This is a genomic window from Streptococcus oralis, from assembly GCF_015561235.1.
Classification (GTDB): Bacteria; Bacillota; Bacilli; order Lactobacillales; family Streptococcaceae; genus Streptococcus; species Streptococcus oralis_BK.
Genome location: NZ_JADMTC010000001.1, coordinates 967,714 through 980,303, shown reverse-complemented (window position 1 = coordinate 980,303; position 12,590 = coordinate 967,714). Strand labels below are relative to the sequence as shown.

Annotated in this window: 11 protein-coding genes and 2 pseudogenes; 12 read left to right on the top strand and 1 reads right to left on the bottom strand. The window is 39.9% G+C overall.

Features of this window, described 5'->3' with window-relative positions; translation table 11 throughout:
- Positions 1-24: 24 nt before the first annotated feature.
- From I2H52_RS05000 to brnQ, 12 genes and pseudogenes are all read left to right on the top strand, one after another.
- Positions 25-738 carry a M57 family metalloprotease gene (locus tag I2H52_RS05000; protein WP_045617529.1) on the top strand — a complete coding sequence of 238 codons (714 nt, stop codon included), beginning with the start codon at positions 25-27 and terminating at the stop codon, positions 736-738.
- A gap of 220 nt (positions 739-958) precedes the next feature.
- A complete protein-coding gene (locus I2H52_RS04995) occupies positions 959-2,173 on the top strand; it encodes an aminoacyltransferase (protein ID WP_195594520.1) in 1,215 nt (404 codons plus the stop codon).
- Positions 2,174-2,177: 4 nt separating this feature from the next.
- On the top strand, positions 2,178-3,410 hold the full coding sequence (locus tag I2H52_RS04990; RefSeq protein ID WP_084868403.1) for an aminoacyltransferase: 1,233 nt from the start codon (positions 2,178-2,180) through the stop codon (positions 3,408-3,410).
- 184 nt (positions 3,411-3,594) lie between these two features.
- Positions 3,595-3,696: pseudogene (locus I2H52_RS09715) on the top strand (peptidase); the annotation flags it as partial.
- 101 nt (positions 3,697-3,797) lie between these two features.
- Positions 3,798-5,645 (top strand): excinuclease ABC subunit UvrC, encoded by a 1,848-nt coding sequence (uvrC, locus tag I2H52_RS04985; protein ID WP_045617526.1) that lies wholly within the window; start codon positions 3,798-3,800, stop codon positions 5,643-5,645.
- Complete coding sequence (locus tag I2H52_RS04980; RefSeq protein WP_045617524.1) at positions 5,635-6,468, top strand: metallophosphoesterase family protein; 834 nt, start codon at positions 5,635-5,637, stop codon at positions 6,466-6,468. Before uvrC ends, I2H52_RS04980 begins: the two co-directional genes overlap by 11 nt.
- Positions 6,469-6,608: 140 nt before the next feature.
- Positions 6,609-7,130 (top strand): hypothetical protein, encoded by a 522-nt coding sequence (locus I2H52_RS04975; protein WP_007520463.1) that lies wholly within the window; start codon positions 6,609-6,611, stop codon positions 7,128-7,130.
- A gap of 184 nt (positions 7,131-7,314) precedes the next feature.
- A pseudogene (locus I2H52_RS04970) lies at positions 7,315-7,920 on the top strand (nitroreductase family protein).
- Between the two features lie 12 nt (positions 7,921-7,932).
- Complete coding sequence (gene pepV / locus I2H52_RS04965; RefSeq protein WP_045617521.1) at positions 7,933-9,333, top strand: dipeptidase PepV; 1,401 nt, start codon at positions 7,933-7,935, stop codon at positions 9,331-9,333.
- Between the two features lie 53 nt (positions 9,334-9,386).
- Positions 9,387-9,965: a uracil-DNA glycosylase family protein gene (locus tag I2H52_RS04960; protein WP_007520460.1), complete on the top strand. Its 579-nt coding sequence runs from the start codon at positions 9,387-9,389 to the stop codon at positions 9,963-9,965.
- A gap of 173 nt (positions 9,966-10,138) precedes the next feature.
- The gene (locus I2H52_RS04955) at positions 10,139-10,366 is read left to right on the top strand and encodes a rhodanese-like domain-containing protein (RefSeq protein WP_231870005.1); all 228 of its coding nucleotides are present in this window, start codon (positions 10,139-10,141) and stop codon (positions 10,364-10,366) included.
- A gap of 171 nt (positions 10,367-10,537) precedes the next feature.
- Positions 10,538-11,863: a branched-chain amino acid transport system II carrier protein gene (brnQ, locus tag I2H52_RS04950; protein ID WP_007520458.1), complete on the top strand. Its 1,326-nt coding sequence runs from the start codon at positions 10,538-10,540 to the stop codon at positions 11,861-11,863.
- Between the two features lie 48 nt (positions 11,864-11,911).
- On the opposite strand, the gene I2H52_RS04945 is transcribed toward brnQ, so the two are convergent.
- Positions 11,912-12,463: a DUF1307 domain-containing protein gene (locus I2H52_RS04945; protein WP_045617518.1), complete on the bottom strand. Its 552-nt coding sequence runs from the start codon at positions 12,461-12,463 to the stop codon at positions 11,912-11,914.
- Between the last annotated feature and the right edge of the window lie 127 nt (positions 12,464-12,590).

The following is a 12,590-nucleotide window of genomic DNA, read 5'->3' as shown; positions in this document are numbered from 1 at the left end:
TATTTTTATGAAAGGTGGAGCGTCATGTTCTGGATTATTCGATTATTGTTCCGATTTCTTTTGGGAATTTGGCGTTTCTTTTGGCGTCTAGTCTGGACCTTGGTAATCATCCTTCTCCTTGCTTTTGGAGTGCTATGGTATCTGACAGGTGATTTTCATTCTGCGGTCAATCAGGTTGAAAAAATGAGCAAGATTGGTCAAGTCGGCTGGAATCAATGGCAGGAAACGGGGACTTTGGAAGTCTTGTCTCAGACAGACAGTCACCAACATGCAGAAGGCAAGTGGGCTCAGGCCTCAGCTCGTATCTATATTGAACCTCAAATGGATGAGACCTTCCAAGCTGCCTATGCAGAAGCTATAAAGAACTGGAATCAAACGGGAGCCTTTACCTTTGAGGTGGTAGCGGATTCTAGCCAAGCAGATATTGTAGCAAGTGAAATGAATGATGGTTCGACAGCTGTAGCTGGTCAAGCCGAGAGTCAAACCAATCTGTTGACTAATCAATTTATATCTGTAACAGTTCGCTTGAATCACTATTATCTATCCAATCCAAGTTATGGTTATTCTTATGAACGGATCGTGCATACGGCGGAGCACGAGCTGGGGCATGCTATCGGATTGGATCATACCAACGAGACTTCTGTTATGCAACCCGCAGGCTCCTACTATGGGATTCAGCCTCGGGATGTGATTGAAGTCAGAGAATTGTATGTAAATAATTATGGACGAGTGATTTAATTTGCTTTTTCAAAAGCTAAAACAACAATTTTTATACTACAAATTTAGTTGAGAAAGATTATCTAAATGACATACTTCCTATTATTTCTTTTAACTATTTATAGGAAAAGTTACTGATATTAACTCCATATACTAGGTGATGTGTGAAGATTATTTTTTCTTTATTTTTTAAAAAAAAAATAGTAAAATAGGACTAAGATTAATAGAGGATCGAAAGTACATGTATTATTATCGAGTTGGTATTTCTGCTGAAGAACATGATCGTTTTGTTAGACGAAGTTCTTTAGTGAATCTCTTGCAAAGTAGTGCTTGGGCAAGTGTAAAAAGTGAATGGGAAAATGAAAGAGTTGGGTTTTATAGTGATAATCAAATAGTGGCGGTAGCTAGTTTACTTTATAGATCTTTACCCTTTGGTTTTACAATGTGCTACATTGCCAGAGGTCCAATTTTGGATTATACTGACCAATCTTTGATGGATTTTGTATTTTCTTCGCTTAAAAAGATTGCGCAGAAAAAACGAGCTCTTTTTATTAAGATAGACCCTGCGCTTTGTTTGAATAAAACTTATATTGATGGTCAATTTTATGATTACTCAGAGGAAACTCTAAAAACGCTAAATTATCTACAAAAGCTAGGATTCATTTGGTCTGGTAAGACTAGTGGAATGATTGATACTATTCAGCCTCGTATACAGGCGAAAGTGTACAAAGAAAATTTTGATGAGAAATATCTACCGAAATCAGCAAGACAAGCTATTAGGACTGCACAAAATAAAGGAATAACTATTCAGTTTGGTGGGATTGAATTATTAGAATCATTTTCTTTTCTAATGAAGAAGACGGAGGCAAGAAAAAGTATTCATTTGCGTAATGAAGCCTACTATCGAAATTTACTATTGTCTTTTCCAGACCATGCTTATATAACATTATCTACACTTGATTTGCCAAATCGGTTGAATATTTTAGAAGAACAAAGAAATCAGAATCAAAAAATTCTAGAATCTTTATCAGTTACTGTTAAATCTTCGAAATATCAAAGTAGGTTGCAAGAAAGCGAAAGGTTGAATGAAGAAATTCTATTTTTGGAGAAATATATTTCTTCAGGTGTTCAAGTTGCTCCTTTATCAGCCACTTTGACCTTGGAATTTGGGCAGACATCTGTGAATTTATATGCAGGAATGGATGTAGAATTTAGACGCTACAATGCTCCAATTTTAACATGGTATCGAACACTACAGCATGCATTCGAAAGAGGTTCTATCTGGCAAAATCTAGGAGGCATTGAACATACAAGAGATGGCGGGCTTTATCGCTTTAAGGCTAATTTTAATCCAACTATTGAAGAATATTTAGGCGAGTTTACGCTACCTATTCATCCTTTGTATCCTTTAATAAATCTCCTATTTAATCTTCGAAAAAAATATCATAGAAAGTAAATGTATGACACTAACTGTACTTACTAAAGAAGACTTTCGCATTTATTCAGAATCAATTACCTCCCGCTCGTTTTTACAATCAATCCAGATGGGAGAATTATTAGAGAAGCGAGGAGCAACAGTGACCTACCTTGCTCTAAAGCATACAGAGACCATTCAGGTTGCCGCGTTGGTTTATAGTTTGCCAATGACAGGTGGACTGCACATGGAAATCAATTCTGGTCCAATTTATAGCGATGCAACTTACCTAAAGGAATTTTACAAAGATCTCCAAGTGTATGCTAAACAACATGGGGCTCTGGAGTTGATTGTCAAACCTTACGATACTTTTCAAAGTTTTGATACTAATGGGAATCCAGTGACGGAGGAGCAACAAGAAATTATTCAGCGTTTGACGAATCTAGGATATTGTCATGATGGTTTACAGATTGGTTACCCAGGTGGGGAACCTGATTGGTTATATGTCAAGGATTTAGAAGGAATCACAGAGGAGAATTTAATTAGATCTTTTAGTAAAAAGGGAAAACCCTTGGTTAAGAAAGCTAGAAGCTTTGGCATTCAATTGAGACGATTAAAACGTGATGAATTATCTATTTTTAAAGATATTACTGCTACGACATCAAAAAGAAGAGAATATAGTGATAAAAGTTTAGAATATTACGAACATTTTTATGATGCATTTGGAGACCGAGCTGAATTTATGGTTGCAACTTTAAATTTTCAAGATTATCTTTCTCAACTGGAGAAAACTCAAGAAAACTTATCCAAAAAAATAGCAGATTTTGACGCAGCGTTAAGAAAATCACCTGATTCAGCTCAGAAGAAAAAAGAGCATAAAGAATTGCTACATCAATTTGAAACTTTTGAGGTTCGTAAAGCAGAAGCACATAAATTGATAGCAAAGTATGGGGAACAAAAGGTTGTATTGGCTGGTAGTCTTTTTATCTATATGCCTCAAGAGAGTACCTATCTTTTTAGTGGCTCTTACACAGAATTTAATAAGTTCTATGCACCAGCGTTGCTTCAAGAGTATGTTATGTTAGAGAGTATAAAGCGTGGAATTCCTGTTTATAATTTTTTAGGGATTCAAGGAATATTTGATGGAAGTGATGGTGTGCTTCGCTTTAAGCAAAACTTTAATGGCTATATTGTAAGGAAGGCGGGAACTTTCCGTTATTATCCTTCTCCTCTCAAGTATAGAATTATTTCTCTAATAAAAAGGATATTGGGTCGATAATTACGTTACCTATGTACTACCCCAAAAAGTTATTTTTTGTATAACTTTTGTAGTATAGTTTAGTGCTTCTTTTTTCTATGTTCTATTTGAGTCAAAAATATTTTGATGTGCATAAGAGGGGAAAACCAGGAAGTAATATGGAAATTTCACTTATATAAATTAGGGTATCAGATAAATCTATAGCTATACCAACGAGACTTCTGTTATGCAACCTGCAGGCTCTTACTATGGGATTCAGCCTCGGGATGTGAAAGCTGTTCAAGAACTCTATACTAGTAGCGACTAGATGAAGTCGGTGCAATCCGAAAAGAAATCAAAGCTCCTCCATCAAGTGATTGGTGGGGCTTTTTGTTCGTCCTGTTACGGCCTTTTTGCTATAATGGAACTATGAATAACTTGATCAAATCAAAACTGGAGCTCTTGCCGACCAGCCCCGGTTGCTACATTCATAAAGATAAAAACGGCACCATTATCTATGTAGGAAAGGCTAAAAATCTGCGCAATCGCGTGCGCTCTTACTTCCGTGGCAGTCACGATACCAAGACAGAGGCTCTGGTATCTGAAATTGTGGATTTCGAATTTATCGTTACCGAGTCCAATATTGAGGCCCTCCTTCTGGAAATCAACCTCATCAAGGAAAATAAGCCCAAGTACAATATCATGCTCAAGGATGATAAGTCTTATCCATTAATCAAAATTACCAATGAGCGCTATCCTCGTTTGATTATCACCCGTCAGGTCAAGAAGGATGGAGGTCTTTATTTTGGACCTTATCCCGATGTGAGCGCAGCCAATGAAATCAAACGACTACTGGATCGGATTTTCCCTTTTCGGAAATGTACCAATCCGCCGTCTAAGGTTTGTTTCTATTACCATATCGGCCAGTGTATGGCCCACACCATCTGTAAAAAAGATGAGGCCTATTTCAAGTCCATGGCTCAGGAGGTTTCTGACTTCTTAAAAGGGCAGGATGACAAAATCATCGACGAACTCAAGGGTAAAATGGCAGTAGCAGCACAAAGTATGGAGTTTGAACGGGCAGCGGAATACCGTGACCTGATTCAGGCGATTGGCACTCTGCGGACTAAGCAACGGGTCATGGCTAAAGACCTCCAAAACCGTGATGTCTTTGGCTACTATGTGGACAAGGGCTGGATGTGTGTGCAGGTTTTCTTTGTCCGTCAGGGTAAGTTAATTGAGCGTGACGTCAATCTATTCCCTTATTACAACGATCCTGATGAAGATTTTCTGACCTACGTAGGACAATTTTATCAAGAAAAATCTCACCTGGTTCCTAATGAAGTATTGATTCCGCAGGATATTGACCAAGAAGCCGTCAAGGCCTTGGTGGATACTAAGATTGTCAAACCCCAGCGTGGAGAGAAAAAACAGCTGGTCAATCTAGCTATAAAAAATGCCCGTGTTAGTCTGGAGCAGAAGTTCAATCTTCTAGAAAAATCTGTCGAAAAGACACAAGGAGCTATTGAAAATCTGGGGCGTTTGCTCCAAATACCGACACCGGTTCGCATTGAGTCCTTTGACAACTCCAATATTATGGGGACCAGCCCTGTTTCGGCCATGGTGGTCTTTGTCAATGGTAAACCGAGTAAGAAGGATTACCGTAAGTACAAGATAAAAACGGTTGTGGGTCCAGATGACTACGCCAGTATGCGAGAGGTCATTCGCAGACGCTATGGACGAGTTCAACGAGACGGTTTGACTCCCCCAGATTTGATTGTGATTGATGGAGGACAAGGTCAAGTCAATATCGCTAAGCAGGTCATCCAAGAGGAACTGGGCTTGGATATTCCAATTGCAGGTCTGCAAAAGAATGACAAGCACCAAACCCATGAACTGCTCTTTGGAGATCCACTGGAAGTGGTAGAGTTATCTCGCAATTCTCAGGAATTTTTCCTCCTCCAACGCATTCAAGATGAGGTACACCGCTTTGCTATCACTTTCCACCGTCAACTGCGCTCCAAAAATTCCTTTTCATCCCAATTGGATGGGATTGACGGTCTAGGACCTAAACGCAAGCAAAATCTCATGAAGCATTTCAAGTCTCTGACTAAAATCAAGGAAGCTAGTGTGGATGAGATTGTTGAAGTTGGAGTACCAAGAGCTGTCGCAGAAGCTGTTCAGAGAAAGTTGAACCCGCAGGAAGAAGTGGAGTTGGCTCAAGTAGCGGAAGAGAGAGTAGATTACCAAACAGAAGGAGACCATCATGAACCATAAAATCGCAATTTTATCAGATATTCATGGCAATGTGACTGCACTAGAAGCAGTGATTGCAGATGCTAAAACTCAAGGAGCCAGTGAATATTGGCTCCTGGGAGATATTTTTCTACCTGGTCCAGGTGCAAATGATCTTGTTGCTCTGCTAAAGAATCTTCCTATCACGGCAAGTGTTCGAGGCAATTGGGATGATTGTGTCTTAGAGGCTTTAGATGGGCAATATGGCTTAGAAGACCCACAGGAAGTCCAGCTCATGCGATTAACCCAGTTTTTGATGGAGCGAATGGATCCTGAAACGATTGTCTGGCTACGAAAATTACCTATGCTAGAAAAGAAAGAAGTTGATGGACTGCGCTTTTCTCTCTCTCATAATTTGCCAAATAAGAACTATGGTGGTGACTTGTCTGTTGGGAATAACACAGATAAATTTGACCAACTCCTAGATGAGGAAACGGACGTGGCAGTCTATGGTCATGTCCACAAGCAGTTGCTTCGTTACGGTAGTCAAGGGCAACAAATCATCAATCCGGGTACGATTGGCATGCCCTATTTTGATTGGGAGGCGTTAAAAAATCACCGTGCTCAGTATGCTGTGATAGAAGTAGAAGATGGGGAATTGGTAAATATTCTATTCCGAAAAGTTTCTTATGATTATGAAGCGGAGTTAGAATTGGCCAAGTCCAAGGGGCTTCCCTTTATCGAAATGTATGAAGAACTACGCCGAGATGACAACTATCGGGGGCACAATCTGGAACTCTTAGCTAGTTTAATCGAAAAGCATGGGTATGTAGAGGATGTGAGGGATTATTTTGATTTTTTGTAAAGTTAGAAATAAAATGGACGCTCTTATTTGGAAGTGAGGTTTGTAGTCGAATTGCTTAGAAAAGATGGTTTAGCTAAAGTTTGACATTGAAATTATTTTGTTATAGAATGGACTTAATTCTTAATAAAAAGGAGAACATTATGAAGAAAATTATTACAGCCAGTATGGCTCTTTTATCTGTTGTTGTTTTAGCAGCATGTTCAGGGAAAACAACGTCTGATTCTTCGACTAAGACCTCAAGCTCTGTAGAGAAAACTTCTTCAGAAACCTCATCAACAACGTCTAGTTCAAAGACAGAAAATAATGAGGTTGTTTTGATCACCGATGAAGAAATTGACAATGCTAAAACTGTTGGAGATGTGAAGAAAGTCTTTGGCAAATTAGTTGACAATTATAAAAAGCATGCAGTTGAAATTGGAGAAAAAATTCCAGAGAGTGGAAAAGAAGCATATAATGCCCAAGTCGAACCAGCGCTTAAGTCTATGGAGACTGTAAGAGAGTCATTTAACGAAAGCCTTTCAAGTATTGGTTCTGATGATACAGTAGTGCCAGAACAAACGCGTACTCTATTTGTTCAACAGTTGAAAACTGGACGTGACACAATGAAGAAAGCGCTGGAGTCAGCGTATAAAGCAGTTGCTCCATACACATCTGGTCAATAATATGAGAAAGTAGGTGTTTGATCACCTGCTTTTTGCTTGCTCAAATCTAAAGCGATACCTACTTAAATAGCTCCAAATTAATAGCAGAGAGTTTGAAAGAAGTACTAACTCTATGAAAAATCTCTGCAAGCTCTTTCAAAATATGGTAGAATGGAAGCAGTAGAATTAGAAAAGGAAATCGATTATGAAATTTCTTGAATTAAATAAAAAACGTCATGCAACCAAGCATTTCACTGATAAGCCGGTGGATCCCAAAGATGTACGTACGGCTATTGAAATCGCAACCTTAGCCCCAAGTGCCCATAACAGCCAGCCATGGAAGTTTGTAGTCGTTCGTGAGAAAAATGCTGAATTGGCAAAATTGGCATACGGTTCGAACTTTGAGCAGGTGTCATCAGCACCTGTAACCATTACCTTGTTTACAGATACAGACCTTGCTAAACGTGCCCGCAAGATTGCCCGTGTCGGTGGAGCAAAGAACTTCTCAGAAGAACAACTTCAATATTTTATGAAGAATCTGCCAGCTGAATTTGCGCGTTACAGTGAGCAATAGATCAGCGACTACCTAGCCCTCAATGCAGGTTTGGTTGCTATGAACCTGGTTTTGGCTCTTACAGACCAAGGAATTGGTTCTAATATTATTCTTGGATTTGATAAGTCAAAAGCCAACGAAGTTTTGGACATTGAAGATCGTTTCCGCCCAGAACTTTTGATTACAGTGGGTTACACAGACGAGAAATTGGAACCAAGCTACCGCTTGCCAGTGGATGAAATTATCGAGAAAAGATAGAAAGAAGAAAAAATGACAGCAATTGATTTTACAGCAGAAGTAGAAAAACGCAAAGAAGACCTCTTGGATGACTTGTTTAGCCTTTTGGAAATCAACTCAGAACGTGATGACAGCAAGGCGAATGCTGATCATCCATTTGGGCCTGGTCCAGTAAAAGCCTTGGAAAAATTCCTTGAAATCGCAGACCGTGATGGCTATCCAACTAAAAATGTTGATAACTACGCAGGACATTTTGAGTTTGGTGAAGGAGAAGAAGTTCTCGGAATCTTTGCTCACATGGACGTGGTGCCAGCTGGTAGCGGTTGGGACACGGACCCTTATACACCAACTATCAAAGATGGTCGCCTTTATGCGCGTGGGGCTTCAGATGACAAGGGTCCAACAACAGCTTGTTACTATGGTTTGAAAATCATCAAAGAATTAGGTCTTCCAACTTCTAAGAAAGTTCGTTTCATCGTTGGAACAGATGAAGAATCAGGCTGGGCGGACATGGACTACTACTTTGAGCACGTAGGACTTGCGAAACCAGACTTCGGTTTCTCTCCAGACGCTGAATTCCCTATCATCAATGGTGAAAAAGGAAATATCACGGAATACCTCCATTTTGCAGGTGAAAATACAGGTGCAGCTCGCCTTCACAGCTTCACAGGTGGTTTGCGTGAAAACATGGTACCTGAATCAGCGACAGCAGTTGTTTCAGGTGACTTGGCTGACTTGCAAGCTAAACTAGATGTCTTTGTTGCGGAGCACAAACTCAGAGGAGAAATCAAAGAAGAAAACGGTCAGTACAAGGTGACTGTGATTGGTAAATCAGCTCATGGTGCTATGCCTGCTTCAGGTGTCAATGGAGCCACTTACCTAGCACTCTTCCTCAGCCAATTTGACTTTGCTGGACCAGCCAAAGACTACCTCGACATCGCTGGTAAGATTCTTTTGAATGACCATGAGGGTGAAAATCTCAAGGTTGCTCATGTTGATGAAAAGATGGGTGCCCTTTCTATGAATGCGGGTGTTTTCCGCTTTGACGAAGCAAGTACTGATAATACCATTGCCCTCAACTTCCGTTATCCAAAAGGAACAAGTCCAGAGCAAATCAAATCAGTTCTTGAAAACTTGCCAGTTGCTTCTGTTAGTCTTTCTGAACACGGTCACACCCCTCACTATGTGCCAATGGAAGATCCACTCGTTCAAACCTTGTTGAATGTCTATGAAAAACAAACTGGTCTTAAAGGTCACGAGCAAGTCATTGGTGGTGGAACCTTCGGCCGTTTGCTAGAACGTGGTGTTGCCTACGGTGCTATGTTCCCAGATTCTATTGATACCATGCACCAAGCCAATGAATTCATCGCCTTAGACGATCTCTTCCGAGCAGCAGCAATCTATGCAGAAGCTATCTATGAATTAATCAAATAAAATGATAGAAGTCTGAGATTTTATGCTTAGACTTCTTTTTGGAGGGAAAACAGATGTCTCAAATCGAAAGAATCAAGCAAGCCATTATGGCGGATCCACAGAATACCAGCTATACGGAACGCGGAATCGAACCTCTCTTTGCAGCGCCAACAACTGCTCGTATCAATATTGTCGGTCAAGCTCCGGGCTTTAAAACGCAAGAAGCTGGAATTTATTGGAAGGATAAGAGTGGTGATCGTCTGCGTGAGTGGCTAGGTGTTGATGAAGACACCTTTTACAATTCAGGGTTGTTTGCAGTTATTCCCATGGACTTTTATTTCCCAGGACATGGAAAATCAGGCGACCTTCCACCCCGTAAAGGCTTTGCCGAAAAATGGCACCCACAACTCCTAAAGGAATGTCCAAATATTGAATTGACCCTTTTGATTGGACAATATGCCCAAGCCTATTATTTACAGGAGAAAATCAGTGGCAAGGTGACAGAAAGGGTAAAACATTACCAGAACTACTTGCCTGAGTATTTCCCCCTAGTTCACCCTTCTCCTCGTAATCAAATCTGGATGGCTAAGAATCCTTGGTTTGAGTCTGAAGTGGTTCCAGAGTTGCAAAGAAGAATTAAAACGATTTTATAGTCAATGAAAATCAAAGAGCAAACTAGGAAGCTAGCCGCAGGCTGTACTTGAGTACGGTAAGGCGACTCTGACGTGGTTTGAAGAGATTTTCGAAGAGTATTAGGAGAAAAAGAATGAAAGAAATAGCCTTCGATGAATTTTATCAGTTTTACTAAAATGGTCAGCTTTCTCTAGTGGACGTGAGAGAAATAGAAGAGTTCAAGATGCTTCATTTAGAAGGTGCACACAACTTACCGCTTAGTCAACTGGCTGATACTTATGAGCAGTTGGAAAAGGAGCAGTTACATTATGTTATTTGTAAATCTGGGATGAGATCAGCTCGTGCTTGCCAGTTTTTAGAGGAGCATGGATATAAGGTCATCAATGTTCAAGGTGGCATGACGGCCTTTGAAAATCTTTAAAATTTTGCATTTCTCCTACTTGGTGTGTACTAGGTAGGAGAATTTTGTTTTTAGATAATTCTTATTTTTAAAAATATTGAAAACATTCAATATTTACTTCGTGATGCTTTTTTCATACTCTTATTCGTGATATACTAGGTCAGTATTTTAGAAATATGAAGGAGATTCTTTATGGCTAAAAAAGGTGCCCTAACAGGTTTGCTCCTGTTTGGAATATTTTTTGGTGCGGGGAACTTGATTTTTCCGCCTTCTCTAGGTGCCCTATCTGGAGAACATTTTCTTCCTGCCATTGCAGGTTTTGTCTTTTCAGGCGTCGGTATCGCCGTTTTGACTCTCATTATTGGAACTCTCAATCCTAAGGGATACATTTATGAGATTTCTAAGAAAATCTCACCTTGGTTTGCGACGCTTTATCTCGCAGTCCTCTATTTATCAATTGGTCCCTTCTTTGCCATTCCACGTACAGCCACAACAGCTTACGAAGTCGGGATTAGCCCCCTTTTATCAGATGCGAATAAAGGACTTGGATTGATTGTCTTTACCGTACTATATTTTGCAGCGGCTTATTTGATTTCACTCAATCCATCAAAGATTTTGGATCGGATCGGACGTATCTTGACACCAGTCTTTGCTTTGTTGATCGTTATCTTGGTTGTACTAGGTGCCTTCAAGTATGGTGGAACAAGTCCTCAAGCGGCCTCAGAAGCCTATCAATCCTCTGCTTTTGGAACAGGTTTCCTAGAAGGGTATAATACCTTGGATGCTCTTGCTTCAGTCGCCTTTAGTGTGATTGCTGTTCAAACCTTGAAACAACTTGGATTCTCAAGTAAGAAAGAGTACATTTCAACTATTTGGGTGGTTGGTATCGTTGTAGCTCTTGCCTTTAGCGCTCTTTACATCGGTTTAGGATTCCTTGGAAATCACTTTCCGGTACCAGCAGAAGCAATGAAGGGTGGAACACCAGGTGTTTATATCTTATCGCAAGCTACTCAGGAAATCTTTGGTTCAACAGCTCAACTCTTCCTTGCTGTTATGGTAACTGTAACCTGCTTCACAACGACAGTTGGCTTGATTGTGTCTACAGCTGAATTCTTTAATGGACGTTTCCCACAAATCAGCTACAAGGTCTATGCAACTGCCTTTACCTTGATTGGATTTGCTATTGCAAACCTTGGTCTTGATGCAATCATTAAGTATTCAGTTCCAGTACTGGTAATCTTGTACCCAATCACCATCGCCATTGTGATGATTGTGATTGTTAATAAGTTTGTCGCCCTATCAAAACCGGGCATGCAGTTAACTATTGGGCTTGTTACAGCGATTGCTCTTGCAAGCGTCCTTGGAAGTTCTTTTAAGATTGAGTTTCTAGCAAATCTCGTCAATGCTCTTCCGTTTGCAGCTGCCTCTCTTCCATGGCTAGTGCCAGCTATTATCGGAATCTTGCTTTCATTGGTTCTACCAAACAAACAAGAGAGTGACGTTTTTGAGATGGAATAAAAAAATTCTTGGTCATCGACCAAGAATTTTTTGTATGAGCACGACTCATTAGTTGGTTTGTTCAGTATAACCAGCTTCTTTAAGCATTTTTTTCGAGGCAGCAAAGCTTACACGGTTTCCAATACCAGAATATTCGTTTGGCATTGCTTTTTTCAATTCGTCAAGACTTGCGACAGTCATGTCAACCTCGATGTTTTGGATAACTTTTTCGTCTTGAATTTCAACTTTTTGTGTAACCCCTTTGACCCCTTCATAACCTTTATAAGTATCGTCAACAATTTCCTTAATACCTTCCGCGCTATTATTAAGTTTTTCAGGGTCAAGTACATTATGAACAGTTTGTTTTACAACGTCATCTCCCTTCACAGTATAAGTCAAGGTAGAATGAATCCCAGGTTTGCTATTGTGGACAAATGTGTGAGTTTCTGTCTCATCTTTCTTTTCAGATGATTGTTGACTGCTTTGTTTGCTCTCACTTGACTGAGTTGTTGTGTCTTCTTTGCTACTGCTGTTGATAGGTGTTGATGCTTGTTTGGAACATCCGAGCAGGAGAACAAGTGAAGCCACAAGGGCTAGTGATACTTTAAAGTATGATTTCATATTTTTTACTTTCCTTTCATAATCAAAGTATTTGTATTATAACATGGATCTATAGTGAAAGCAACTAAACACAGTTTTTCTCCTTTTGAGACGGAGTCTGACTAGAAAAATGTTATAATGGTAGGAA

Bases quoted from the DNA above. Each gene is read 5' to 3' on its own strand.
- brnQ (WP_007520458.1), top strand. From the start codon at position 10,538: ATGGCTAAAAAAGGTGCCCTAACAGGTTTGCTCCTGTTTGGAATATTT.
- I2H52_RS04980 (WP_045617524.1), top strand. From the start codon at position 5,635: ATGAACCATAAAATCGCAATTTTATCAGATATTCATGGCAATGTGACT.
- I2H52_RS04975 (WP_007520463.1), top strand. From the start codon at position 6,609: ATGAAGAAAATTATTACAGCCAGTATGGCTCTTTTATCTGTTGTTGTT.
- pepV (WP_045617521.1), top strand. From the start codon at position 7,933: ATGACAGCAATTGATTTTACAGCAGAAGTAGAAAAACGCAAAGAAGAC.
- I2H52_RS04945 (WP_045617518.1), bottom strand. From the start codon at position 12,463: ATGAAATCATACTTTAAAGTATCACTAGCCCTTGTGGCTTCACTTGTT.
- uvrC (WP_045617526.1), top strand. From the start codon at position 3,798: ATGAATAACTTGATCAAATCAAAACTGGAGCTCTTGCCGACCAGCCCC.
- I2H52_RS04960 (WP_007520460.1), top strand. From the start codon at position 9,387: ATGTCTCAAATCGAAAGAATCAAGCAAGCCATTATGGCGGATCCACAG.
- I2H52_RS05000 (WP_045617529.1), top strand. From the start codon at position 25: ATGTTCTGGATTATTCGATTATTGTTCCGATTTCTTTTGGGAATTTGG.
- I2H52_RS04995 (WP_195594520.1), top strand. From the start codon at position 959: ATGTATTATTATCGAGTTGGTATTTCTGCTGAAGAACATGATCGTTTT.
- I2H52_RS04990 (WP_084868403.1), top strand. From the start codon at position 2,178: ATGACACTAACTGTACTTACTAAAGAAGACTTTCGCATTTATTCAGAA.